This is a genomic window from Rhodoferax bucti, from assembly GCF_005876985.1.
In the GTDB taxonomy this organism is placed as follows: domain Bacteria; phylum Pseudomonadota; class Gammaproteobacteria; order Burkholderiales; family Burkholderiaceae_C; genus Allorhodoferax; species Allorhodoferax bucti.
The window spans coordinates 688,122-712,446 of sequence record NZ_VAHD01000003.1; the positions used below are offsets into that span (position 1 = coordinate 688,122).

General features: G+C 62.8%; 20 protein-coding genes and 4 riboswitches. Of the genes, 14 read left to right on the forward strand and 6 right to left on the reverse strand.

Going from position 1 to position 24,325, the window contains the following annotated elements; genetic code table 11:
- Nucleotides 1–30 precede the first annotated feature (30 nt).
- Complete coding sequence (locus FDM28_RS14230) at nt 31–813, reverse strand: SDR family oxidoreductase (RefSeq protein WP_138516163.1); 783 nt, start codon at nt 811–813, stop codon at nt 31–33.
- A gap of 137 nt (nt 814–950) precedes the next feature.
- Here FDM28_RS14230 and FDM28_RS14235 point away from each other — a divergent pair, with 137 nt between their 5' ends.
- On the forward strand, nt 951–2,660 hold the full coding sequence (locus tag FDM28_RS14235; protein ID WP_138516165.1) for an electron transfer flavoprotein-ubiquinone oxidoreductase: 1,710 nt from the start codon (nt 951–953) through the stop codon (nt 2,658–2,660).
- A 61-nt stretch (nt 2,661–2,721) separates the two neighbouring features.
- On the opposite strand, the gene FDM28_RS14240 is transcribed toward FDM28_RS14235, so the two are convergent.
- Nucleotides 2,722–3,441, reverse strand: a complete 720-nt coding sequence (locus FDM28_RS14240; protein ID WP_138516167.1) for a 1-acylglycerol-3-phosphate O-acyltransferase — start codon at nt 3,439–3,441, stop codon at nt 2,722–2,724.
- 78 nt (nt 3,442–3,519) lie between these two features.
- Nucleotides 3,520–3,621, forward strand: a riboswitch (glycine riboswitch).
- A 19-nt stretch (nt 3,622–3,640) separates the two neighbouring features.
- A riboswitch (glycine riboswitch) is annotated at nt 3,641–3,785 on the forward strand.
- 83 nt (nt 3,786–3,868) lie between these two features.
- Between FDM28_RS14240 and gcvT the strand changes: the two genes are divergently transcribed.
- The 7 genes from gcvT to FDM28_RS14275 all read left to right on the forward strand — a co-directional run bounded on the left by gcvT (nt 3,869) and on the right by FDM28_RS14275 (nt 12,880).
- Nucleotides 3,869–5,029, forward strand: coding sequence for a glycine cleavage system aminomethyltransferase GcvT (gene gcvT, locus FDM28_RS14245; RefSeq protein WP_138516169.1), 1,161 nt, complete (start codon nt 3,869–3,871; stop codon nt 5,027–5,029).
- Between the two features lie 122 nt (nt 5,030–5,151).
- Entirely contained in the window at nt 5,152–5,520 is a 369-nt protein-coding gene (gene gcvH, locus FDM28_RS14250; protein ID WP_138516171.1) for a glycine cleavage system protein GcvH, read from the forward strand.
- A gap of 115 nt (nt 5,521–5,635) precedes the next feature.
- Nucleotides 5,636–8,536, forward strand: a complete 2,901-nt coding sequence (gene gcvP / locus FDM28_RS14255) for an aminomethyl-transferring glycine dehydrogenase (RefSeq protein WP_138516173.1) — start codon at nt 5,636–5,638, stop codon at nt 8,534–8,536.
- A 78-nt stretch (nt 8,537–8,614) separates the two neighbouring features.
- Nucleotides 8,615–8,711: riboswitch (glycine riboswitch) on the forward strand.
- 11 nt (nt 8,712–8,722) lie between these two features.
- Nucleotides 8,723–8,835: riboswitch (glycine riboswitch) on the forward strand.
- A gap of 65 nt (nt 8,836–8,900) precedes the next feature.
- Nucleotides 8,901–10,124, forward strand: coding sequence for a D-amino acid dehydrogenase (locus FDM28_RS14260; protein ID WP_138516175.1), 1,224 nt, complete (start codon nt 8,901–8,903; stop codon nt 10,122–10,124).
- 34 nt (nt 10,125–10,158) lie between these two features.
- On the forward strand, nt 10,159–11,547 hold the full coding sequence (locus FDM28_RS14265) for an L-serine ammonia-lyase (RefSeq protein WP_138516177.1): 1,389 nt from the start codon (nt 10,159–10,161) through the stop codon (nt 11,545–11,547).
- A gap of 63 nt (nt 11,548–11,610) precedes the next feature.
- Nucleotides 11,611–12,171, forward strand: a complete 561-nt coding sequence (locus FDM28_RS14270; RefSeq protein WP_138516179.1) for a hypothetical protein — start codon at nt 11,611–11,613, stop codon at nt 12,169–12,171.
- Nucleotides 12,172–12,289: 118 nt separating this feature from the next.
- A complete protein-coding gene (locus FDM28_RS14275; RefSeq protein ID WP_170211769.1) occupies nt 12,290–12,880 on the forward strand; it encodes an outer membrane protein in 591 nt (196 codons plus the stop codon).
- 84 nt (nt 12,881–12,964) lie between these two features.
- Here FDM28_RS14275 and FDM28_RS14280 read toward each other — a convergent pair whose 3' ends face one another.
- Nucleotides 12,965–13,783, reverse strand: a complete 819-nt coding sequence (locus tag FDM28_RS14280) for a DODA-type extradiol aromatic ring-opening family dioxygenase (protein WP_138516183.1) — start codon at nt 13,781–13,783, stop codon at nt 12,965–12,967.
- 136 nt (nt 13,784–13,919) lie between these two features.
- Between FDM28_RS14280 and FDM28_RS14285 the strand changes: the two genes are divergently transcribed.
- From FDM28_RS14285 to FDM28_RS14300, 4 genes are all read left to right on the forward strand, one after another.
- Nucleotides 13,920–15,008 (forward strand): calcium:cation antiporter, encoded by a 1,089-nt coding sequence (locus tag FDM28_RS14285; RefSeq protein WP_138516185.1) that lies wholly within the window; start codon nt 13,920–13,922, stop codon nt 15,006–15,008.
- A gap of 12 nt (nt 15,009–15,020) precedes the next feature.
- Complete coding sequence (locus FDM28_RS14290) at nt 15,021–15,926, forward strand: LysR family transcriptional regulator (protein WP_138516187.1); 906 nt, start codon at nt 15,021–15,023, stop codon at nt 15,924–15,926.
- 69 nt (nt 15,927–15,995) lie between these two features.
- A complete protein-coding gene (locus FDM28_RS14295) occupies nt 15,996–16,916 on the forward strand; it encodes a phosphate/phosphite/phosphonate ABC transporter substrate-binding protein (protein WP_206021974.1) in 921 nt (306 codons plus the stop codon).
- Nucleotides 16,916–19,363, forward strand: coding sequence for an EAL domain-containing protein (locus FDM28_RS14300; RefSeq protein ID WP_138516189.1), 2,448 nt, complete (start codon nt 16,916–16,918; stop codon nt 19,361–19,363). Before FDM28_RS14295 ends, FDM28_RS14300 begins: the two co-directional genes overlap by 1 nt.
- Here the strand turns inward: FDM28_RS14300 and FDM28_RS14305 are convergent.
- Nucleotides 19,350–20,558, reverse strand: coding sequence for an MFS transporter (locus FDM28_RS14305; RefSeq protein ID WP_240792014.1), 1,209 nt, complete (start codon nt 20,556–20,558; stop codon nt 19,350–19,352). The two genes, FDM28_RS14300 and FDM28_RS14305, sit on opposite strands and share 14 nt — an antisense overlap.
- Nucleotides 20,555–21,649: a chorismate synthase gene (gene aroC, locus FDM28_RS14310; protein ID WP_138516191.1), complete on the reverse strand. Its 1,095-nt coding sequence runs from the start codon at nt 21,647–21,649 to the stop codon at nt 20,555–20,557. Before aroC ends, FDM28_RS14305 begins: the two co-directional genes overlap by 4 nt.
- Nucleotides 21,650–21,768: 119 nt before the next feature.
- On the opposite strand from aroC, the gene FDM28_RS14315 reads away from it, so the two are divergent.
- Nucleotides 21,769–22,206: a cupin domain-containing protein gene (locus FDM28_RS14315; protein WP_138516193.1), complete on the forward strand. Its 438-nt coding sequence runs from the start codon at nt 21,769–21,771 to the stop codon at nt 22,204–22,206.
- 99 nt (nt 22,207–22,305) lie between these two features.
- Here the strand turns inward: FDM28_RS14315 and FDM28_RS14320 are convergent, their stop codons facing one another.
- Nucleotides 22,306–22,962, reverse strand: coding sequence for a glutathione S-transferase (locus FDM28_RS14320; protein WP_138516194.1), 657 nt, complete (start codon nt 22,960–22,962; stop codon nt 22,306–22,308).
- Nucleotides 22,963–23,104: 142 nt separating this feature from the next.
- On the opposite strand from FDM28_RS14320, the gene FDM28_RS14325 reads away from it, so the two are divergent.
- Nucleotides 23,105–24,322 carry a polyhydroxyalkanoate depolymerase gene (locus FDM28_RS14325; RefSeq protein WP_138516354.1) on the forward strand — a complete coding sequence of 406 codons (1,218 nt, stop codon included), beginning with the start codon at nt 23,105–23,107 and terminating at the stop codon, nt 24,320–24,322.
- The last annotated feature ends 3 nt before the right edge of the window (nt 24,323–24,325 follow it).

Genomic DNA, 24,325 nt, shown 5'->3' on the forward strand with positions numbered 1-24,325 from the left:
ATCGGCTTATTCCGAATTGTTAAGCGGCGTTCAAATGGCAAACCCATCGTCCGCCGCAATCACGGCGCCATTGATGAAGTAGCTCTGGTCAGAGCACAGTGTGACGAGCATGGCATCGAGATCTGCAGGATGCCCGATGCGCTTACGGGGCAGCATTTGCACCAGCTTCTGCCCGCCTTCGGTCTGCCAGTGGTGGTGGTTGATTTCGGTATCGATATAGCCGGGGCACAAAGCATTCACGTTGATGCCGAACTTGCCCCACTCCAAGGCTTGCGCCTTGGTCATCTGGATCACGGCAGCCTTGCTCATGCAATACACGCCGATCTGAGGCAGCACCCGCAAGCCCGCCATGGACGCGATGTTGATGATGCGCCCGCCGGTATAGCTGCCCGGCGCAGCACCTTTGGCGCGGGCCAGCATCCGCTTGCCCACCTCTTGTGCCACAAAAAACGCGCCTTTGACATTGGTGTTGAACATGAAGTCGTAGTCCTCCGGGCTCACGTCTTGCAAACGCTGCGTGGTACTGACACCGGAGTTGTTAATCAGGATGTCGATGGAGCCGACCTCCGTTTCGGCGTGTGCCACTGCCGATTTGATGGAGTCGTGGTCTGTCACATCGAGCTCAATCACATGGGCATCGCCCCCTTTGCCCTCAATTTCAGCGCGCAAATCTTTGAGCTTGTCGATGCGGCGGCTGGCCAACACCACCGCAGCCCCGGCGGCCGACAAGGTGCGGGCAAACTGCGCGCCCAGCCCGCCGGAAGCACCGGTAATGAAAGCAATGCGCCCCGAAAGATCGATGCTGTAAGCCATTTAGAGTGCCTCCACAAATTAAAAAAGAACGGTCGTTCTTTTTTGAAAAATCAGCGAATAAAATCTGCTGCCGGTCGCGTGCGCTCCAGCGCGCGAACGCTGACAAGAAGACCACCCATTATTAAGCGAGACTCCCCATGACAAACCAGGAAATACTGGCTCAATTCGGCCCCCGTGAATCCATGGAATACGACGTGGTCGTCGTTGGCGGCGGCCCCGGTGGCTTGGCCACGGCCATCCGCCTCAAACAACTGGCAGCTGAAAAAGGCACCGACATTTCTGTGGTGGTTCTGGAAAAAGGCTCGGAGCCCGGTGCCCACATCCTCTCGGGCGCCATCATGGACCCCAAGGCGCTGACCGAACTGATTCCCGACTGGAAGGCGCTCGGCGCCCCGCTGAACCAAGCCGTCACGGACGATGCCTACATCTTCTTGAGCGAAAAATCCGGCTTCCGTGTACCCAACCCCTTGCTGCCTCCTTTCGCGCACAACGAGGGCAACTACATCATCAGCCTGGGCGCAGTCACCAAATGGCTGGCCGAGCAAGCGGAGGCCCTGGGTGTGGAAATATTCCCCGGCTTTACGGCGGCGGAAGTGCTTTACACAGATGGTTCTGAAAACGGGGGCGTACCTGCGGTCCGAGGTGTGGCCACCGGCAACATGGGTGTAGGTAAAGACGGTGAACCCATGGAGAGCTTTCAGCTCGGCATGGAGTTGCTGGGCAAATACACCGTATTTGCTGAGGGCGCCCGCGGCCACCTGGGCAAACAGCTCATCGCCAAGTACCAACTGGATGAGGGCCGCGACCCGCAAAGCTTCGGCATCGGCATCAAGGAATTGTGGGAAATCGACCCCAACCGCCACAAGCCCGGCTTTGTGATGCACACCGCCGGTTGGCCCATGGAGTCGGACACCTACGGCGGTGCCTTTTTGTACCACCTGGAGGGGAACAAGGTGGCACTCGGCTTCGTCACCGGCCTGGGTTACTCCAACCCCTACCTGAGCCCGTTTGAAGAGTTCCAGCGCTGGAAAACCCATCCCAACGTGCGTTACTACTTTGAAAACGACAAGGGTGAAGTCACCGCCAAGCGCCTGTCCTACGGCGCCCGCGCCATCAATGCCAGCGGCATCAACGCCTTGCCTAAAACCGTATTCCCTGGCGGCTGCCTGGTCGGTTGCAACGCGGGCTACCTGAATGTGAGCCGCATCAAAGGCAGCCACGCGGCGATCAAGACGGGCATGCTCGCCGCAGAAGCCGCGTATAACGCGGTGGTGGCCGGTCGCCAGCACGATGAGCTGAGCGCCTACCCCGACGCATTCGACAAGAGCTGGCTGCACACCGAGCTGAACAAGGACCGTAACTTCAAAAACTGGTTCAAATACGGCCTCACCGTTGGCACGTTGATGAACGGGTTTGAGCAATTTGTGCTGCGCGGCCACATCCCCTGGACCCTGCGCCGCGACAAGCCTGACCATGCATACCTGAAGCCCGCTGCCGAATGCAAACCCATCGTCTACCCCAAGCCCGATGGCAAGCTGACCTTTGACCGGCTGAGTAGCGTGTTCATCAGCAACACCAACCACGAAGAGCAGCAACCGGCTCATCTGACGCTGAAGGACGCGTCGGTGCCGGTCAGCATCAACCTCGCCAAGTACGCCGGCCCAGAAGCCCGCTACTGCCCTGCCGGTGTGTATGAATTCGTCAAAAACGAAGACAACAGCGACCGCCTGCAGATCAATGCCCAGAACTGCGTGCATTGCAAAACCTGTGACATCAAGGACCCCACGCAAAACATCGTCTGGGTCACACCCGAAGGCGGCGGCGGGCCCAACTACGCGGGCATGTAACCGCATTGCGTCACAAAAAAAAGGAGGCCCAGGCCTCCTTTTTTATCGGGTATGGCGCCGGTCAGGCTTGGGCCCGGGCATCCAGCTCCGCAATGCACGCCACCATCTGCGTCCGGCACTGCTCCATCAGGGCGGGCATGTCGTCCAGCGTTAACCCGGCGGTGGGAATGGGTGCCAATGTCTTGACGATGATGTTGCCGCTACGCCAACGGTTGAGGTTCATGGTGCTTTTGTAGCTGCTGCAACACAACGGCACGATGGGCACGCCGGCGTTGATCGCCATCTGGAAGGCCCCTTTCTTGAAAGGCAGCAGGCCTCGCCCGAGATTGCGCGTACCTTCGGCAAACACCCAGATCGACGTGTCCTGCTCCTGCATCACCGCGGTGGTGTGCAGCATGGCCGCCTTGGCTTTGACCGCATTGCCCCGGTCGATCAGGATGTTGCCGGCCAACCAGTAAATCTGGCCGAAAAAAGGAATCCACTTCAAGCTCTTCTTGCCCAGCGACACGGTGCGCCGGGGCACAGCGGAGCCCAACACAAACAAATCCCAGTTGGACTGGTGATTGGCCACCACCACAAACGGGTTAGGCAGCGATTGAAAATCCGCCGTCTCCAAGCGCATTTTCAGACCCAGCAGCTTCAAGGCCGGCGCCGAAAACATCCACCCGCAAAGCCGCGAGTTGTCCGGGTTGAACGGACGGGCAAAACAAATCAGAAGATTGACCATCGAGGCCAACAGGAACTGGATGCTGATCAGCACCAGCCGTACAAAGTGGAGCATGCAAAAGAAGGTAAGAATCGGCAAATGCCAGCCGTCATGGTAACCAATGCGCCGCGGGCACCATGGCTGGTTTAGAATCCGCAGCTGTCAGGAGAGAGCCCCACACACTGGGCCGCCGAAGGCGCAGGACGGCTGATTGCAGCGGTCTGAACGCTCAGGCAAAAGGACTGACAACCGCCGGCAGCGCTTGCGCCTCCGGCAACACCCCACTGGAGAGAGTTGGCACCGCAATCACGGCGGCCTGCCAACCACCGAAGGAGCAACCCGCAGTCTGCGCACTGGCTAACCGCCGGGTGCACGCAGGCCCGGCGAATCTCTCAGGTAAAGCGGACAGCGGGGGCAGCACCGGATGGGCGCCAGCAGGCGTGCGTCCGGGATTCGATTGCCCCTCCGGCGCCTGGCGCCGGGCCCTGTTTGGATCGCCGCCATGTCCGCTTCTGACGCCTCTTTGTTGACCACCCCGCTCAACGCCCTGCACATCGAACTGGGCGCCCGCATGGTGCCGTTTGCCGGCTACTCCATGCCCGTGCAGTACCCCGCAGGCCTGATGGCCGAACACCACCACACCCGCAAGGCCGCCGGCCTGTTTGACGTGTCGCACATGGGCCAGCTGCGCCTAAGCGGCCCGGACGCCTGCGCGGCCTTCGAGAGCCTGATGCCGGTAGACGTGATCGACCTGCCCGTGGGCAAGCAGCGTTACGGCCTGCTGCTCACCATCGAGGGCACCATCATCGATGACCTGATGTTCTTCAAAAAGACGCAGAACGAGCTTTTTGTCATCGTCAACGGCGCCTGCAAGGCGGGGGATATTGCCCACATCCAAGCCCAGATCGGCAGCCACTGCCAGGTCACCCCCCTGCCCGACTACGCGCTGCTGGCCCTGCAAGGCCCCCAGGCGGTAACGGCGCTGGCCCGCCTGGCGCCCGGCGTGGAAAAGCTGGTGTTCATGACGGGTGGGGACTTCACCGTAGATACGGGCACGCAAAAGATTGACGTGTTCCTCACCCGCAGCGGTTACACCGGCGAAGACGGTTTTGAGATCTCGGTCCACAACGACCACGCCGAGGCCCTGGCCCGCGCCCTGTTAGCCCAACCCGAAGTGCAGCCCATTGGCCTGGGCGCCCGCAATTCCTTGCGCCTGGAAGCGGGACTGTGCCTGTACGGCAACGACATTGACACCAGCACCACGCCGGTCGAAGCCAGCCTGAACTGGGCCATCCAGAAGGTGCGCCGCACCGGTGGTGCGCGTGCGGGCGGTTTCCCCGGCGCTACAAAAATCCTAGCTGCTCTCGCAGATTCCACGGGCGCTAGCGGCACAAAAGGTACCAAAAAACGGGTGGGCCTGATTGCGCAGGAGCGCATTCCGGTGCGCGAGCACACCGAGCTGCAAGACGGCGCGGGCAACCGCATCGGCGAAGTCACCAGCGGTCTGCTCGGCCCCACCATCAACCAGTGCGTGGCCATGGGCTACATCGACGCATCGCTGGCGGCTTTGGGCACCCAAGTGGTGGCTATCGTGCGCGGCAAGCCGGTGCCCATGGTGGTAAGCGCCATGCCCTTTGTGCCCACGAACTACTACCGCGGTTGATTCCGGGGCACCTTGGGACTGAAAACTGCAGATTCAGCCGCTACAGTGGCGTCTGGCAGGTTCCAGTTCCGGTGGTTCAACCCTTTACCGCAAACCCTTTTTTCAAGTTTCAGGAGAACGTTATGTCAATCAAATACACAGCCGATCACGAATGGCTCAAGGTCGAAGGCGATATCGCTACTGTCGGCATCACCCACCACGCGCAAGATGCGCTGGGCGACGTGGTGTTTGTGGATCTGCCCGCCGTGGGCGCCAGCATTGATGCCAAGGCCGTGGCCGGCGTAGTCGAATCCGTAAAGGCCGCGGCTGACGTGTACATGCCTGTCACCGGTGAGATCACCGAAGTCAACGAAGCCCTGCGCGACGACCCTTCGCTGGCCAACACCGACCCGCTGGGCGCCGGCTGGTTCTTCAAGGTCAAGCTGTCCAACCCGGCCGAACTCGAAGGCCTGATGGACGAAACCAGCTACACCGCGTTTTCTGCGGGCTAGCCCCCACGCTCCGCCGCTGCGCGGGTCGCTGCCCCCCAAGGGGGCTAATTTTTCTAGGGGCGGCCCGTCGAAAAATTGCCCCTGACTTCTCTGCCCACCACCGAACGCCACCGCCATGTCCACTTTTGCCACCACCTCCACGCCCTCCTTGGCCCAGCTGGAAAACGCCAGCGAATTCCAGGCCCGCCACATCGGCATTTTTGCGGATGACGAAGCCGTCATGCTGCAGGCCATCGGCGAAAAGTCGCGCAGCGACCTGATTGCCAGCATCGTGCCCGCCAGCATTGCGCGCAAGAGCGCCATGGCGATCCCTGCAGCGATTACCGAAGCGGCTGCCCTGGCGGAGCTGAAGGCGGTTGCAGGCAAAAACAAGGTGCTCAAGAGCTTCATCGGCCAGGGCTACTACGGCACCCATACCCCCGGCGTGATTCTGCGCAACATCCTGGAGAACCCCGCCTGGTACACCGCCTACACGCCCTACCAGGCCGAGATCAGCCAGGGCCGTATGGAGGCACTGGTGAACTTCCAGACCATGGTGTGCGACCTGACCGGCATGCCCATGGCCAATGCCTCCATGCTGGACGAAGCCACGGCTGCTGCCGAAGCCATGACGCTGGCCAAGCGCTCGGTCAAGAGCAAAAGCAACACCTTCGTGGTGGCGGGCGACTGCCACCCGCAAACCATCGAAGTGATCCAGACCCGCGCCAAGCCCCTAGGCATCACCGTGCAACTGGCCAACTCCGCCGCGGAGTGGGAAGCCGCGCTGGCCGGTGACTACTTTGCTGTGCTGGCCCAGTACCCCGCTACCAGCGGCCGCATTGATGACCTGCGCGCCGACGTGGCCACTGTGCATGGCAAACAAGCTGCCTTTATCGTGGCCGCCGACCTGCTGGCTCTCACACTGCTCACGCCGCCCGGCGAATTTGATGCCGACATCGTCGTCGGCACCACCCAGCGCTTTGGCATGCCCCTGTGCAACGGCGGCCCGCACGCCGCCTACATGGCCTGCCGCGACGAGTACAAGCGCTCCCTGCCCGGCCGCATTGTGGGTGTGAGTGTGGACACCCATGGCAACCCCGCTTACCGCCTGGCGTTGCAAACCCGCGAGCAACACATCCGCCGCGAAAAAGCCACCTCCAACATCTGCACCGCGCAGGTGCTGCCTGCCGTGGTCGCCAGCATGTACGCCGTGTACCACGGCCCTGCCGGCCTGACCCGCATCGCGCAACGTGTGGCCACCTTCACCGCCATTCTGGCGACCGGCCTGCGCGCCCTGGGCCGTGCGCCTACCAGCGACACCGCGTTTGACACCCTCACCATCAAGACAGGCGCCGCTACCAAATCGATAGCTGCTCGCGCAGTAGCCATGGGCGCTAACCTGCGAATTTACTTTGAAGAGTACATCGCTGTTTCTCTGGATGAAACCACGACCCGTGCGGATATCGCCCTGCTGTGGAGCTTGTTTGCGGCCGAGGGCCAAGCCCTGCCTACCGTGGAGGCCTTGGAAGCCGGTGCCGAAGCACTCATCCCCGCAGCCCTGCGCCGCACCAGTGCCTTTTTGACCCACCCGGTGTTCAACACCCACCACTCCGAGACCGGCATGCTGCGCTACATCCGCATGCTGAGCGACAAAGACTTGGCCTTGGACCGCAGCATGATCCCGCTGGGCTCTTGCACCATGAAGCTCAACGCCACCAGCGAGATGATCCCCATCACCTGGCCCGAGTTCGCCAACATCCACCCCTTCGCACCCGCCGACCAGCGCGAGGGCTACACCGAGCTGGACGCGCAGTTGCGCGCCTGGCTGTGCGCCGCCACCGGCTACGCGGGCATCAGCCTGCAGCCCAACGCCGGCAGCCAGGGCGAATACGCCGGCCTCTTGGTCATCAAGGCCTACCACGAGGCCCGTGGCCAGGGCCACCGCAACATCTGCCTGATCCCCAGCAGCGCGCACGGCACCAACCCAGCCAGCGCCATGATGGTCGGCATGACGGTGGTGGTCACCAAGTGCGACGACAACGGCAACGTGGACATGGCCGACCTGCAAGCCAAGTGCGAGCAGCACAGCGCCAACCTCGCGGCGGTGATGATCACCTACCCCAGCACCCACGGCGTGTTTGAAACCAGCGTGAAAGAGCTGTGCGCCCTGGTGCACCAGCACGGCGGCCGTGTGTATGTGGACGGCGCCAACATGAATGCACTGGTGGGCACTGCGGCCCCCGGTGAGTTTGGCGGTGACGTCAGCCACCTGAACCTGCACAAGACCTTCTGCATCCCCCACGGCGGTGGCGGCCCTGGCGTGGGCCCCGTGTGCGTGGTGGAAGACCTGGTGCCTTACCTGCCGGGCCATGCCACGGGTGGTGTGCCCGGCACGGGCGCGGTGAGTGCCGCGCCTTTGGGCAACGCAGCCGTGCTGCCCATCAGCTGGATGTACTGCCGCATGATGGGCCCGGACGGCCTGCAACAAGCGACCGAAGTGGCCATCCTGAGCGCCAACTACATCAGCGCCCGCCTGGCCGACCACTACCCCACGCTGTACGCATCAAGCAACGGTCATGTGGCCCACGAGTGCATCCTGGATTTGCGCCACTTCAAGGAAACTTGCGGCGTTATGGCCGAAGACGTGGCCAAGCGCCTGATGGACTATGGCTTCCACGCACCCACGCTGTCCTTCCCCGTGCCGAACACGCTGATGGTGGAACCCACCGAGAGCGAAACGCTGGCCGAGCTGGACCGCTTCATCAACGCCATGATCGCCATCCGTGGCGAAATTGCCCAGGTCGAAGCCGGTGTCTGGCCGCAGGACAACAACCCCTTGAAGCATGCTCCCCACACCGCCGCTGCGGTGATCGGTGCTGCGTGGGACCGCCCTTACAGCCGTGAGGTCGGTGCCTTCCCGGTAGCGACCCTGAAGGCGGCCAAGTACTGGCCTACTGTGGGCCGGGTGGACAACGTGTATGGCGACCGCAACCTGTTCTGCAGCTGCGTGCCGGTGGCGGAATACGCCAGCGCATAAAGGAAAGTCTTACACCACTCACCATGGTTTTCAGGGCGGCTGTGCATTGCATGCCGCCGCCCTTGCCGGGCTAGCCCCGGCATCGCAGCGGGAGAGCCTGCTGCCCACCCGGGCAGCAGCGCCGAAGGAGCAACCACCCCGGAAACTCTCAGGCACCCAGGACCGCTGCGGTCAGGGACGCAAGTCCCTTTGCACTCTGAAGAGCTGCCGCGCACTTGTCCGCCGGCACACCGCAGGAGCAAGCCCCGGGCCCACAAGGCGGGGGGTGAATCTCTCAGGTCTCAAACAGAGGGGGTCGTCACCGGCACATGGTGTGCGGGTGGGCGACTTCCATGTTTGCGACTGATTTGCGAGAGCGCTCTTTATGAAACACATTGCCATCATCGGCGGCGGCATCACCGGCGTCACCAGCGCCTACACCCTGGCCAAGGCCGGCTACAAGGTCACCCTGATCGAGAAGAACCGCTACGCGGGCATGGAAACGTCCTACGCCAACGGCGGCCAGCTCTCGGCCTCGAACGCCGAGGTCTGGACCCACCCCAGCACCCTCGTGAAGGGCCTCAAGTGGATGTTCACCAAGGACGCGCCCTTGCTCATGAACCCTGCCCCCACCTGGCACAAGCTGAGCTGGATGGCCGAGTTTGTGGCCTCCATCCCCAAATACCGCGAGAACACCGAAGCCACCACCCGCCTGGCCATTGCAGCACGCGAGCACCTGTTTGCCTGGGCGCAGGCGGAGGGCATTGACTTCGACCATCAGCGCAAGGGCATCCTGCACATCTACCGCAACAAGGCAGGTTTTGAGCACGCGGGCAAGGTCTCCACCATGCTGGCCGCGGGCGGCCTCTCGCGCCGCACCGTCACACCTGAAGAAATGCGCGCCATCGAGCCCACCCTGCAAGGAACCTACTATGGTGGCTACTACACCGAGAGCGATTCCACCGGCGACATCCACAAATTCACCCATGGCCTGTCGCAAGCCTGTGCGCGCTTGGGCGTAACCACGCTTTACGGCCACCAGGTCGCCAGCGCCAGCACCGACGGCACGGTGGCCACCCTGGAGTTGCAACACGAGGGCGGCACCGAGACCCATCGGTTTGACGGCGTGGTGGTGTGCGCCGGTGTGCACGGCCGTGGCATTGCCGCGCAACTCGGAGACCGGCTGAACATTTATCCGGTCAAGGGCTATTCGATCACCGTGCAACTGAACGACGAAGCCAGCCAACAAGCAGCGCCCTGGGTCAGCCTCTTGGACGACGAGACCAAGTTGGTGACGAGCCGCTTGGGCGCAGACCGCTTCCGCGTGGCAGGCACCGCCGAGTACAACGGCATTGACTACGACATCCGCGCCGACCGCATCCGCCCGCTGATTGCCTGGGTCAACCAGCTCTTCCCCGGTGTGAACACCCGCCGCTGCGAACCCTGGGCCGGCCTGCGCCCCATGATGCCGAACATGATGCCCCGCGTCGGCCGAGGCAAGCGCAACAACGTGTTCTACAACACCGGCCACGGCCACTTGGGCTGGACGCTCTCGGCCATCACCGCCCACCAGTTGGCAGGGCATGTGCACCAGCAGCTGCCCGCCTGATACTTACACTCACGCACCGAAGGAAACCCTCACCATGGCAGTCTCCGTGTTCGACCTGTTCAAAATCGGTATCGGCCCCAGCAGCTCGCACACGGTGGGGCCCATGCGGGCAGCCCGCCTGTTTGTAGGCCGCCTGCAGCATGAGGGGCTGCTGGCGCGCACCGCCACCGTGCGCTGCTGGCTGCATGGCTCGCTGGGCGCCACCGGCAAGGGCCACGCCAGCGATGTGGCGGTGCTGCTGGGCCTCTCCGGCCTGGAGCCGGACACGGTGGAGGTGGACCAGATTGCCCCCACGCTGGCCGGCATACGCGGCAACAAAAGCATCCAGCTGGCGGGACAGCACGCGATTGCCTTCAACGAGAAAGAAGACCTGCTCTTCATGCGCGCGCCCCTGCCCTTCCATGCCAACGGCATGCGTCTGGTGGCGCTGGATGCCGCGGGCGAAGAGCTGGCCAACCGGGTGTACTACTCGGTGGGCGGCGGCTTTATCGTGAGTGACGAAGTGGCCGCCGACGGCAGCCGTCAAAAGGTGATCGCCCCAGACGCCAAGGTGCTGCCCCTGCCGTTTACCAGTGGCGAGGGCTTGCTCAAGCTCACCAAGCAACATGGCTTGAGTATTGCCCAGGTGATGCGCCGCAACGAGCAGCACTGGCGCAGCGATACCGAGATCGACACCGGCCTGTTACGCATCTGGCAGGTCATGCAAGACTGCGTGAAGCGCGGCTGTGCGACCGAGGGCGTGCTGCCGGGCGGCTTCAAGGTCAAGCGCCGTGCCAAGGCGCTGCGTGATGCGCTGGTGTCCAAACCCGAGGAGGCCTTGCGAGATCCGCTGCAGGTGCTGGACTGGGTGAACCTCTACGCATTGGCCGTGAACGAAGAAAACGCCGCCGGCAGCCGCGTAGTCACCGCACCCACCAACGGGGCGGCGGGCATCATCCCCGCTGTGCTGCACTACTACACCCGCTTTGTGCCGGGAGCGCATGACCAAGGCGTCATCGACTTTTTGCTCACCGCAGCGGCCATCGGCATCCTCTACAAAGAGAACGCCTCCATCAGCGGGGCCGAAGTGGGCTGCCAGGGCGAAGTGGGCGTGGCCTGCAGCATGGCCGCAGCTGCCCTTTGCGCGGTGATGGGCGGCACGCCCGCACAGGTGGAAAACGCCGCCGAGATCGGCATGGAGCACCACCTGGGCTTGACTTGCGACCCGGTGGGCGGGCTGGTGCAGATTCCCTGCATCGAGCGCAACGCGATTGCATCGGTCAAAGCCATCAACGCCGCCCGCATGGCGCTGCGCGGCGACGGCAGCCACTTTGTGAGCCTGGACAAGGTCATCAAGACCATGCGCGAAACCGGCGCGGACATGAAAACCAAATACAAAGAGACGGCCCGTGGCGGGCTGGCGGTAAACATCGTGGAGTGCTGATCCGGAGGCGCATTCACGCGTGGAGAAAGGCACAATTCCTGTTTACTTCAGGGGGGTGGGGTCATGCTCAAAAATGCGTTGTTTGCTTTAGCCACTGCCGTTGCGCTGACGGGCTGCGCGGGCTTTCCAGCCAGTACACCCGGTGCGTCTGTGGGGGTGGACGGCGTGGCATGCGTCGGCACCCCGCAGGCGCCTGCACAAGGCGTACAACCCTCCGACAACCCTGCCCTGCTGGCTATGGTCCGACTCCCCAGCGACAAAGGCGGCGTGTGCGAAGCCAAGGTGCTGGCGGTGACTGCGCCGCTCACCCTGTACCGCGCGTTTGATGCCAGCAAGCCCTACACCCAGTTCGGTGGCTGGTGGTCCCTGCAGCCGCCCACAGGCACCAAAGCGCAGTACCGGGCGGACAACGCCATTTGCCCGGAGTGGAGCCCCTTGGACAAGGTGGTGGCCTGCCAGGTGCGGCCCGGCAGCCAACTGGTGATAGGCACCACGCAAAGCGCGCAGTGTGCCGATGGCAGCATTTACCCCAAGACGGCGCAAACCCAGGTATTTGTGCCCAACGACAGCCGAGCCGGCATCGTGCACGTAGGCGCTTGCAGCGCCCCCAGCGACTGGCCCTGACCCGCCCGGCCCCGGCAGCACCGGCCACTTACGCACATTTACCAATATTTGCACGAGCCGCAAACCGGCTTTACAGCCGCCGCGCACCATGAAGGTCCCTTCACTCGGAACCTTATCCATGAAAAAACTTCTCGTGTCTTCTTTGGTATTCAGCGCAATGGCCGCAACGTCTGCATTCGCGGCGGGCCCGGTGGCGAATGATCTGTCGGGCTTCAGCATCGGCACCAACGCCGAATTTGCGCGCGGCAACATCAGCGCCACCGATGGCAGCTCCGATGGCGGTGCCACCACCAGCGCCGGCCTGCAGGCACGCTACGACTGGTCTTTGGCCCCCAACTTCGCCATCGGCCTGGGCGCCAGCTACAGCACCGGCAACCACAGCTTCGGCAGCTACGCCAACGGCACGGCCGCCACGGTGAACAACCGCTACTCGCTGGACATCGTGCCAACCGTGGCCCTGTCCAACAACTACCAGTTGTTCGGCAAGATATCGTCCATCTACGGTACCGCTGCCTCCAGCGACGGCAGCTCCACCAACAATGTGCAAGGCGTGGGTTACGGCCTGGGCGTGCGCAAGATGCTGGACAAAAACCTCTACGTGCAAGCCGGCTACGACCTAAACCAGTTCCGCGATGTGACCTTCAACAACGGCACCACCTCCAGCCTGAAGGAGAACGTGTACAGCATCGGTATCGGTTACAAGTTCTAAACCCCCAACGCTCCTAAAAGATGAGCAGCTGGCGCACGATCCACGTGCGCCAGCTGCTCTTTTTGCTTATAAACAGCCCGAGAGTTATTGCAGGGTAAAGCTGTCCATGGCCAGCATGCTGTACATCACCTCGCGGCTCAGGTAGTCCGGGCGGGCGTCGGGGCCCGCAGCCCCCAGGGCAAAAAACAGAGGCAAAAAGTGGTCTTCTGTCGGGTGGGCGCGGTGGGCATGGGGGGCCTGGTTGCGGTAGTCCAACAGGGCCTCCAGATCGCCCGCCACCAGGCGGTCCTCAATCCAGCGGCTGAACTCGGTGACATAGGGCGCCACCTCGCGGTGCCCACCAAAAAACTCGGCCAGGTTGTGCGTCATACTGCCGGAGCCGGCCAACAACACCCCTTGCTGGCGCAAACCCGCCAGCGCCTGGCCCAGCGCATACACCTCACGCGGGCCGTAACCCAATGGCAAAGCCAGTTGCACCACGGGCACATTCGCCTGCGGCAGCAAGTGCATCAGCGGCACCCAGGTGCCATGGTCCAGCGGGCGGTTTTCGTCGCCCACGGCATCGACACCGGCAGCCTGCAGAGCCGCCAGCACTTCGGCGGCCAGGGCCGGGTGGCCGGGTGCCGGGTATTGCAGGGCATAGAGTGCTTGGGGAAAGCCGCCGAAATCGTGCCAGGTTTCGGGTTGGGGGTTGGTCATCACCGCAGGGCGGCGCGCCATCCAGTGGGGCGACATCATCACGATGCCGCGCAACCCGTCAGGCAAGGTCGCGCCCCACGCCGCCAACGCCGGGCCGGTGGTGCCGGGCTCCAAGGCAAACAGTGGCGCGCCATGGGATACGAAAAGCGCGGGTAGAGTGCCGGTGAGGGCTGATACGGGGGTGGCCGTGGTCAATGTCGTCATGGCGGATTCCAAAAATGTGCTGCGATGGAGGCACTGTAAATACCCACAAAACAAAGATAAATACGCAGGCTCTTGATTAACTGTCCTCGTTTTATTGACAATGAGACATTCCCACACGATGTTCAGAAAGACTGCCATGTCCACCACGCACGCCCCGCTCCCGCTTTGGTCCGTCGCCTGGCCCGTGTTGGGCTGGTGTCTGCTGGGCGGCAGCCTGGCCGGCTTGGCAGGTGGCTGGTGGGTGCTGGTGCTCGCCGCAGGGCTGATTGGTACCGTGCTGTCGGCGGTGCACCATGCCGAGGTGGTGGCCCACAAGGTGGGGGAGCCCTATGGCACGCTGGTGCTGGCGCTGGCCATTACGGTGATTGAGGTGGCGCTCATCGTCTCCATGATGCTGGCCGGCGGCCCCGAAACCACCGCCCTGGCACGGGACACGGTCTTTGCAGCGGTGATGTTGATCCTCAACGGCATCGTGGGCATCTGCCTGCTGGCCGGTGGCAGCCGTTACCACGAGCAGACTTTCGGCCAGCGCGGGGTAAGTGCGTCCCTCACCACACTGGCCGCCATTGCGGTGCTCACCCTGGTGCTGCCCAACTACACCACCACCACTCCCGGCCCCATGTACAGCCCCAGCCAGCTGGCGTTTGTGGCCGTGGTGTCGCTGGTGCTGTATGGCACCTTTGTATTGGTGCAAGCGGTGCGTCACAGGGATTACTTTTTGCCCAAAGGCGCCAAGGCGGATGAAGAAGCCCATGCCCACCCGCCCAGCGGCAAGCTGGCAGCCGTGAGTGCAGGCTTGCTGCTGCTGGGTCTGGTCGCCGTAGTGCTGCTCGCCAAGGCCTTGGCACCCACCATTGAAACCTTGGTGGCCAATGCGGGGGCGCCGAAAGCGGTGGTCGGCATCATCATTGCCATGGTGGTGCTGTTGCCCGAAGGCCTGGCCGCCTTTCGTGCAGCGCACGCCAACCGCCTGCAAACCAGCCTGAACCTGGCACTGGGCTCGGCGCTGGCCAGCATCGGCCTCACCATTCCGGCGGTGGCCATCGTGTCGCTGGCCACCGGCTGGACGCTCACCCTGGGCCTGGACATCAAATCCAGCGTGCTGCTGCTCTTGTCGCTGTTTGTTTCCAGCCTCTCGCTCAGCACGGGGCGCACCACGGTGTTACAGGGCACGGTGCATCTGGTGCTCTTGGCCACGTATTTGTTCACCACCATCGTCCCCTGACGCTGTCGCGGCATGGACCAGTTACGCCAGATGCAGGCCTTTGTGGCCGTGGTGCAAGCCGGCAGTTTTGTGCAGGCGGCCGAGCGGCTGGACACCTCCAAGGCAGTGGTGTCCCGCCTGGTGCTGGAACTGGAAGAGTCGCTCTCCACCCGCTTGCTCCACCGCACCACCCGCCGTATCTCCCTCACCGATGCGGGGGCCGACTATGTGGAGCGCTGCAAACAGATTCTGGAAGATGTGGAAGACGCCAACACCGCCGCCAGCGCGGGCACCGGCGTAGTCAAAGGCAGGCTCAAGATCAACGCGCCGCTCACCTTTGGCAACCTGCACCTGGCGCCGCTGTGGGGTGAATTCCTCAAACTGCACCCGCAGGTGGAGCTGGACATCAGCCTCACCGACCGGGTGGTGGACCTCGTGGAGGAAGGCTTCGACATGGCCGTGCGCATCGGCCTGCAAGCGAGCTCCACGCTGGTCTCCCGCCAGCTCGCGCAAGACCGGATTTTGCTGTGCGCCTCGCCGGCCTATCTCCAGCACACCGGGCCGCTGGCGCAGTTGGGCGACGTTGCCGCCTGCAGCGTGGCGGCGTACTCGTGGTGGTCCGGGGGTGACGTATGGACCCTGCAAGACGCTCACGGCAAGAAGCACAGCGTGACCACCCGCCCCCGCCTGCGCGCCAACAGCGGCGACACCTGCCGCGCCGCGGCACTGGCGGACCAGGGCCTGATCTTTCAACCCGGCTTTCTGGTGGGCGAAGACATCCGGCTGGGCCGACTGGTGCAGGTGTTGCCCCATTTGCAGGGACCGACCCTGGGCATCCATGCGGTGTACCCCAGCCGCAAACAATTGCCGGGCAAAGTGCGGGCGATGGTGGACTTTCTGGCCCATGCCTTTCAGACGCCGGCCTGGCATTGCGACTGATGCACTCTTGATCCTTGTCAATTGAGGTGCTGCCGCCACTGCTACAGTGCCATGAAAGATGGAGTCAACATGCAATTCCTGCGGGCCCGGTTGATGCTGCTGATGGCGTGTGCATGCCTGCTGGGCGGTTGCTCTCCCGGCCAGCCCGAGCGCGCGCTGGAATACACCGATCAGCCTCAAACCTCGGGCACCACCGTGTACCGCATGGCCATCCACCCGCTCTACAACCCGCACAAACTGATTCAGGCCTACCAGCCGCTGATGGACTACCTCAATGCCCACCTCAATGGTGCACGCATGGAGATTGAGGCCTCCCGCGATTACGCGGCCTTCGAAGACAAAGTGCGCGAGAGCGGCCCGGCCTTTCTGCTGCCCAACCCGGTGCAGACCTTGCTGGCCCAGAAAACCGGCTACCGCGTGATTGCCATGGCCGGCAATCCGCAGGACTTCAAGGGCATTTTTATTGTCCGCAAAGACAGCCTGCTGAAACAGCCGGAGAGCCTCAAGGGCAAGGTGGTGAGCTACCCCTCGCCCACCGCGCTGGCGGGGGCCATCATGCCGCAGTACTTTTTGTACACCCACGGGCTGGATGTGCAACACGACATCACCAACCGCTACGTGGGTTCGCACGAGTCATCCATCCTCAACACCTACATGGGGCACTCGGCAGCGGCAGCCACCTGGCCGCCGCCCTGGCGCATGTTCCAGAAGGACTACCCTGCCGAAGCGGCGCAGCTGCAGGTGCTCTGGGAGACACCGCCACTCATCAACAACTCGGTCATGGTGCGCCAGGACGTGCCACCGGCCATCCAGCGGCAGGTGCAGCTCCTGCTACTGGGACTAAAAAACACGGCAGACGGCCCGCATATCCTTGGGATGATGGAAACCGAGGCATTCTTCCCCGCTGATGACAAAAGCTACGACGTGGTGCAACGCTACCTGGCCCACTTTGAGAAAACCGTGCGGCCGGTGCAACTGAAGCTGAACTGATGTTCCACACCCTGCGCAACCTCTTCCTCAGCAGCCTTCGCCGCCAGCTCATGGCGGGTATGGCCGTGGTGGTTGCCATCATCCTCACGGTGCTGGTGTGGGATCTGGCCTTACGCCAGCACCACGAGGTCAGCACCCAGCAAACCGAGCAAGCCCTGGCACTGGCCAACAGCATGGCGGTGTCGGCCAGCGTATGGGTGGCAGCCCGCGACCTGGCGGGCTTGCAGGAAATCATCCACAACGCGGCGGGCTTCCCCGACGTGCGCTACGCCATGGTGCTGGACCGCCAGGGCCAGGTGCTGGCCCACTCGGATGCCAGCCGGATCGGGCAGTACCTACATGACCTGCCGGCCACCCCGCAAGCGGCGCTGCTACAAAACGCCAGCACCTTGCTCGATGTAGCCAGCCCGGTGCGGCTGGATGCGCAGCACCTGGGCTGGGTGCGCATCGGCATGGGGCGCACGCAACTCAACCAGCAAATTGAGCGACTGATCAGCAGCAGCCTCTGGTTCATGCTGACCGGTGTGTTGCTGATTGCCCTGTTCGCATCGCTCACGGGCTTGTATTTCACCCGGCGCCTGAGCGCCATCAGCCGGGTGGCAGACGCGGTGCGCGCAGGCGATGCAGACCGCCGGGTAGACATACAAGGCAGCGATGAAGCCGCACGCCTGGCCCGGGACTTCAATGCCATGCTGGACACGCTGCAACAGCGGCAAACCGAACTGCTGCACTCGCGCGACGCACTGCGCATTGCGGCCACCGCATTTGAGTCCAACGACGTGATGTTTGTCACCGACGCGGATTGGCACATTCTGCAAGTGAACACCGCTTTCAGCCGCGTCACCGGTTACACCGCAGAAGAAGCCATAGGCCGGCAACCCCGCGAACTCATGGGCTCCGGGGTGCACGGAGAAGACTTTTACGAGGCCATGAACGCCAGCATCCAAACCCACGGCAGCTGGCAAGGCGAGGTGTGGGACAAGCGCAAGAACGGCGAAAACTACCCCGCATGGACCACCGTGACCGCAGTGCGCTCAGAGCATGGCGACATCACCCACTACGTGGCCAACCTCTCGGACTTCAGCGCGCGCAAAGCCGCCGAGAACGAGATCAAAACACTGGTGTTTTTTGACGCGCTCACCCAGTTGCCCAACCGGCGCATGCTCACCAGCCGGCTCGAAGCGGCCATGGACGCCGCCCAGCGCCACCGCCACCTAGGCGCCCTGCTGTTTGTCGACCTGGACGATTTCAAAACCCTCAACGACACGCTGGGCCACCACCAGGGCGACCTGCTGCTGCAACAGGTCGCGCAGCGCCTGCAATCCTGCGTGCGCGATGCCGACACGGTCGCCCGCCTGGGTGGCGATGAGTTTGTGGTGATGCTCGAAGGCCTCAGTACCCACGCGGACGATGCCGCGCGCCATGCCGGCGTAATTGCACAAAAAATTCTCACCACCCTGAACCAGCCCTACGCACTGGGAGAGTTGATCCGCAAGAGCACACCCAGCATCGGCATCACGCTGTTTGGAGACCGCACCGAGTCCATGGACGAGCCACTCAAGCGCGCCGATCTCGCCATGTACCAATCCAAGGCAGCAGGCCGCAACACCTTGCGCTTTTTTGACCCCAAAACCCAGGCCGCCGTAACCCACCGGGCCGAACTGGAATCGGCCCTGCGCACCGGGCTGGAGGAAAACCAATTCGAGTTGTACTTGCAACCCCAAGTCACCGAAGACGCCCGCGTCACCGGAGCCGAAGCCCTGCTGCGCTGGCGCCACCCGGTGCGAGGGGTGATTGCCCCCGGCGAGTTCATCAGCGTGGCAGAGGATTGCGGCATCATCGTGCCACTGGGCCAGTGGGTGCTGGAGGCCGCCTGCCGCCAGCTGGCGCGCTGGGCCCGCACTCCGGGCTTTGAGCAGATGACGATTGCGGTCAACGTGAGTGCCAAGCAGTTCCACCAGCCGGACTTTGTGGAGTCGGTCATGGACGCGCTGGACCGCACCGGTGCCCAACCCTACCGGCTCAAGCTGGAAATTACCGAGAGCATGCTGATCGCCAACATGGACGATGTGATCGTGCGTATGGAAGAGCTGCAGCACCACGGCGTGGGCTTTGCCATGGACGATTTCGGCACCGGCTACTCATCGCTCACCTACCTCAAGCGCCTGCCCCTGGATGTGCTGAAAATCGACCAAAGCTTTGTGCGTGATGTACTGGTAGACCCGAACGATGCCGCCATTGCCAACATGATCGTGGCCCTGGCCAACAGCCTGGGCTTGAGCGTGATTGCCGAGGGGGTGGAAACCATCGAGCAGATGCAGTATCTGGCCCGCCACGGCTGCCATGCCTACCAGGGCTACCTCTTCAGCCGACCACTACCGATGGAGGTGTTTGAGGCCTCGGTACAGCAATTCCTCACGCCCCTGCAGCCCCTCAAGACCCTGTAAGCGGCCGGTGGTTGAGCCGCCACACCTTTACCGCACACAAGAGCGCGCACACAGCCATGGCCGATGTGGCCCAGAACACACTGGCCAGCCCCCAGCGGGAACTGAGCTGCCCCCCGACCAAACCACCCACCACGCCGGGCACGCCATAGCCCACGATGATGTACAGCGCCTGCCCGCGCCCCCGCAAGCGGCCGGGAAAATGGTGCGACACCAGCGCAATACAGGCACTGTGGTGGGCGGCAAAGGTGAGCGCGTGCAGCGCCTGCATCAGCATCAAGAGCCACAACATCGACGCCAAGGAGGCGGTGACTCCCATGCGCAAGGCCATCACCCCGGCGCACAACACAAGCCAGGCACTGAGACTCAAGCGCGGCATCCAGCGGCTCTGGGTGAAGAACCAGCCGATCTCCACCGTGACCGATACCGCCCAGAGCACACCGATCATGGTTTTGGAATAGCCCAGCGAATCCATATACAGCGAAAAAAAGCTGTAAATCCCCATGTGCGAGAGGATGTGAAAAAACACCGAAGCGAAAAACCAGCGCACCACCGGTTGGGCCAGCACCGGCGCCATGGGCATGGCAGGCTGGACACTTGCTGCGTGAGCCTCTTTGACATCCGGCATTTGGAAGGCAGACACCACCAGCGCCAGCAGGCTGAGTGTCACGATGAGCGGAAAACTGCCCATGCCCACATGCTCGTACCAGGCCCCTGCGGCCATCACGGCCAGCATGAAACCCAGCGAGCCCCAAAGGCGCACCCGGCCGTACAGCTTGGTGCTGAACACGCCGTTATGGGTCACCACATGGGCCACCGCCGCTTCGGTCATGGGCATCATGCCGCTGGTCTGCACATAAATCAGCAACAACACCACACCCAGCCAAACCGCCCCACCCTGGAACCACAAACCGCCCGATGCCAGCAAGGCCAGCACCGCGCCCCAGCGCATCAGCTTGGCGCGCTCACCGGTGCGGTCGCTCAGGGCGCCCCAGGCATAGGGCGCAAACATGCGGGTCGCTGCCTGCACCGAGCACAGTACACTGATGAGCACTACATCCAGCCCCAAGCTCTTGAGCCACAGGGGCAGGTAGGGGTTGAACAAGGCGCCATGGGCGCAGTAGACCGCCGTTAAAACGGCAAACGGCAGCACCTGCAGCACGCCGGGCAATGCGGCAGGCGGCAAGGCCTGGCTCACAGACTGCCTGGAATCGGCGTCAGGCTGGGCACCACATCACCACACTGGGCACGGTGGCGCAGCGCATGATCCATCACCACCAGGGCCAGCATGGCCTCGGCAATCGGCGTGGCGCGGATGCCCACACACGGATCGTGGCGGCCCTTGGTCACCACCTCGGTGGGGTTGCCTTGCGAGTCAATCGAGGCACGCGGTGTGATGATGGAGCTGGTCGGTTTGATGGCGATGCTCACCTCCAGGTCTTGCCCGGTAGTGATGCCGCCGAGCACGCCACCGGCGTTATTCGTGGCAAAGCCTTCAGGAGTCAGGGAGTCGCCATGGGTGGTTCCGCGTTGGGCCACGCTGGCAAAGCCGGCGCCGATTTCCACGCCCTTGACGGCGTTGATGCCCATCATGGCGTAGCCGATGTCGGCGTCCATCTTGTCGAACAAAGGCTCACCCAAACCTACCGGCACATTGCTGGCGGTGACGCGGATGCGGGCACCGCAGGAGTCGCCAGCTTTGCGCAACGCGTCCATATAGTCTTCAAGGGCATGCACATCGGCAACCGGGGCGAAGAAAGGGTTGTTGGGCACGTGGTCCCACGACTCGAAAGCGATAGGCAACTCACCCACTTGGGTCATGCAGCCACGGAACTCGGTGCCGTATTTTTCCTTGAGCCACTTTTTGGCTACCGCACCGGCCGCCACCATGGGCGCGGTGAGGCGCGCGCTGGATCGGCCACCGCCGCGCGGGTCACGGATACCGTATTTCTGGAAGTAGGCGTAGTCCGCATGGCCGGGGCGGAAGGTGTCGAGGATGTTGCCGTAGTCCTTGCTGCGCTGGTCGGTGTTCTGGATGAGCAGCGCAATCGGGGTGCCCGTGGTTTTGCCCTGGTAGACGCCACTGAGAATCTGCACCGCATCCGGCTCGTTGCGCTGCGTCACATGGCGGCTGGTGCCGGGGCGGCGGCGGTCCAGGTCGATCTGGATGTCCGCCTCGGACAACTCCATGCCCGGGGGGCAACCATCAATGATGCAGCCGATGGCCGGGCCGTGGGATTCACCGAAGTTGGTGACTGTGAATGTATGTCCGAAGGTATTGCCGCTCATAGTGCCCCGATTATCCCCGACGCGACTGCCGGACCCGGTAACCGGGTTGGAACAGTTTATGCATCGTGCTGCAGCGCACCATTTCAGTGTTTCACCGCTTTTTGAACCAGGAGTGAGCCATGCTAGACCGCACTGCGACCAAGTTTTCCCATGTCAAACCTGAGGACACGCAATTTGTGTCCGGGGGGCTGCGCGATTTCTTTTTGTACAAAGACCTCGGCATTGCCGACGCCACGCACGGAAAGGTGATTGCACACCTGGTCAAAGCCAATATGGCACCAGAAAAAGGCACCGGCTGGCACCGGCATGAGGCGGATTTTCAGATCGTCATCATGACCAAAGGCTGGGCGCGTTTCATGTACGAGGACAAGGAGACCCTGGTGCAGGCCGGCGATGTGGTTCACCAGCGCCCCGGCATCCGCCACTACCTGTTCGACTACTCTCCCGACATGGAATACCTGGAAATCGTCTCACCGGCAGACTTCAAGTCGGTGGACGTAGAGCCGGTCTGCGAAATCCCTGAGCCGACTCCGTGGCCGGAGCAAAAAGCAGCCTGAGGCTACGGGGCGTGGGGCCGCAATTCCGCGCCGGGCCACCCCAAGCGAAATTAGCCCCCTTGGGGGGCAGCGACCCGCGCAGCGGTGGAGCGTGGGGGCCTAAAACTCCGCGTCCAACTCGTCGATTTCGTCAGGCTCTGACTTGGCGGCACTCACCCACTCTTGCATGGCAGGCAAGGCCATCATCTGCTGGCAATACGCCGCAGCTGCAGGGCTGAGCTGAACGTCATAGGTCATGAAGCGCGTCACAACCGGCGCATACATGGCATCAGCTATGCACGGCTGCTTGCCAAACAAGAACGGACCGCCATACGTCTCCAGACAGTCTTGCCAAATAGCGAGCACCCGGTCAATGTCAGCCTGCGCGCGCGACCACACCTTGAAGTGAGGAAAGTGCGCCTTGATGTTCATAGGCAAAGTACCGCGCATGGACGCAAAGGCGGAGTGCATTTCGCCGCTGACTGCGCGACAGTGCGCTCGCGCCTTGATGTCGGCCGGCAACAGCCCCGCCTTGGGCTTGACTTCGTTCAGGTATTCGCCGATGGCCAGGGTGTCCCACACCGTCACGCCGTTGTGCAGCAGGGAGGGCACCAGCATGCTGCTGGAGAGCAACAGCATCTCGGCCCGCATGGCTGGATCGTCAGCGGAAATCACGTGCTCTGAAAACTCCAGCCCGGCCAGCTTGGTCATCAACCAGCCGCGCAGTGCCCAGGCACCGTAGTTTTTGCTGCTGATGGTGAGTACTGCTTTGGCCATGACGGTGCTTTCAAGGTGGTGCGGGAAGCTGCTTCAGTGCAAGGGTTGTGCCAAGCGCCGGATTGCACCCACGAGGCGGGCTTGGCCCACAAATTGCCTAGGGTCAAGCACCAGGCTCATGCCGCACCAAGACAGGACTCCCATGCTGTACCAGGCCTACCAGAACCAAACCGATCTGAGCTCGCCCCTGCGCCTGATGGCACAAAGCATGAGCGCCATGCTGTGGATGAACCAGACCGAGGGCAGTTGGCTGCGCAAAATGTCTGCGGGCATGGAGGTGATCTCCCGCATGCGCATGACCCATTCACGACCTGACTACGGCATCCACTCGATCAAAGTGGACGACGAGGTCTACCCGATTGAAGAAGAAACGGTGTTGAGCTTGCCCTTTGGCAGCCTGCTGCACTTCCGCAAAACTGCGGCTCTGGCGGAACCCCAGCCCAAAGTGCTGCTGGTGGCCCCTTTGTCGGGCCACTTTGCCACCCTGCTGCGTGAAACCGCCCGCACCCTGCTACAGCACCACGATGTCTACATCACCGACTGGCACAACGCACGCGATGTATCGCTGCGCCACGGCCCGTTCGGGCTGGACGATTACATCGACCACATGATCCGCTTCACCCAAACGATTGGCCCCGGCGCCCATCTGGTGGCGGTGTGCCAACCCTGCGTGGCGGCGCTGGCGGCCACTGCCCTGATGGCCGAGGACGACGACCCGGCGCAACCCCGCAGCCTCACGCTGATGGCCGGCCCGGTGGACTGCCGGGTGAACCCCACCGAGGTGAACAAGCTGGCGATCAGCAAGCCCATTGACTGGTTCGAGAAAAACCTCATCAGCCACGTGCCCCTGCCCCACAAGGGCTATATGCGCCGCGTGTACCCGGGCTTTGTGCAGCTCAGCGCTTTTTTAAGCATGAATCCGGAGCGACACAAGCAATCGTTCAAAGACCTGTACCAGCACCTGGTGAATGGCGATGTGGAAAAGGCCAACGTGATCCGTGTGTTTTACGACGAGTACCTGGCGGTGAATGACTTGCCAGCTGAGTTCTATCTGGAAACCGTAGAGAAAGTCTTCCAGACCTACGACTTACCGCTGGGCAAGCTCAGCTACCGCGGCAGGCTGGTGAACCCGGCTGCCATCCGCCGCACCGCCTTGATGACGGTGGAGGGCGAACGGGACGACATCTGTGCTGTGGGACAAACCGTGGCGGCGCAAGACCTGTGCAGCGGCATCCGCCCCTACATGAAAACACACCATGTGCAGACCGGTGTGGGGCACTATGGTGTGTTCAGTGGTCGCAAGTGGAACCAGCAAATCTACCCGCGGGTGCGGGAGATGATTCACGCCAGCGAAGGCTAAAGC

Bases quoted from the DNA above. Each gene is read 5' to 3' on its own strand.
- FDM28_RS14280 (WP_138516183.1), bottom strand. From the start codon at position 13,783: ATGACGACATTGACCACGGCCACCCCCGTATCAGCCCTCACCGGCACT.
- FDM28_RS14230 (WP_138516163.1), bottom strand. From the start codon at position 813: ATGGCTTACAGCATCGATCTTTCGGGGCGCATTGCTTTCATTACCGGT.
- gcvH (WP_138516171.1), top strand. From the start codon at position 5,152: ATGTCAATCAAATACACAGCCGATCACGAATGGCTCAAGGTCGAAGGC.
- FDM28_RS14260 (WP_138516175.1), top strand. From the start codon at position 8,901: ATGAAACACATTGCCATCATCGGCGGCGGCATCACCGGCGTCACCAGC.
- FDM28_RS14285 (WP_138516185.1), top strand. From the start codon at position 13,920: ATGTCCACCACGCACGCCCCGCTCCCGCTTTGGTCCGTCGCCTGGCCC.
- FDM28_RS14325 (WP_138516354.1), top strand. From the start codon at position 23,105: ATGCTGTACCAGGCCTACCAGAACCAAACCGATCTGAGCTCGCCCCTG.
- FDM28_RS14315 (WP_138516193.1), top strand. From the start codon at position 21,769: ATGCTAGACCGCACTGCGACCAAGTTTTCCCATGTCAAACCTGAGGAC.
- gcvP (WP_138516173.1), top strand. From the start codon at position 5,636: ATGTCCACTTTTGCCACCACCTCCACGCCCTCCTTGGCCCAGCTGGAA.
- FDM28_RS14290 (WP_138516187.1), top strand. From the start codon at position 15,021: ATGGACCAGTTACGCCAGATGCAGGCCTTTGTGGCCGTGGTGCAAGCC.
- gcvT (WP_138516169.1), top strand. From the start codon at position 3,869: ATGTCCGCTTCTGACGCCTCTTTGTTGACCACCCCGCTCAACGCCCTG.
- FDM28_RS14275 (WP_170211769.1), top strand. From the start codon at position 12,290: ATGAAAAAACTTCTCGTGTCTTCTTTGGTATTCAGCGCAATGGCCGCA.
- FDM28_RS14300 (WP_138516189.1), top strand. From the start codon at position 16,916: ATGTTCCACACCCTGCGCAACCTCTTCCTCAGCAGCCTTCGCCGCCAG.
- aroC (WP_138516191.1), bottom strand. From the start codon at position 21,649: ATGAGCGGCAATACCTTCGGACATACATTCACAGTCACCAACTTCGGT.
- FDM28_RS14320 (WP_138516194.1), bottom strand. From the start codon at position 22,962: ATGGCCAAAGCAGTACTCACCATCAGCAGCAAAAACTACGGTGCCTGG.
- FDM28_RS14240 (WP_138516167.1), bottom strand. From the start codon at position 3,441: ATGCTCCACTTTGTACGGCTGGTGCTGATCAGCATCCAGTTCCTGTTG.
- FDM28_RS14270 (WP_138516179.1), top strand. From the start codon at position 11,611: ATGCTCAAAAATGCGTTGTTTGCTTTAGCCACTGCCGTTGCGCTGACG.
- FDM28_RS14295 (WP_206021974.1), top strand. From the start codon at position 15,996: ATGCAATTCCTGCGGGCCCGGTTGATGCTGCTGATGGCGTGTGCATGC.
- FDM28_RS14235 (WP_138516165.1), top strand. From the start codon at position 951: ATGACAAACCAGGAAATACTGGCTCAATTCGGCCCCCGTGAATCCATG.
- FDM28_RS14265 (WP_138516177.1), top strand. From the start codon at position 10,159: ATGGCAGTCTCCGTGTTCGACCTGTTCAAAATCGGTATCGGCCCCAGC.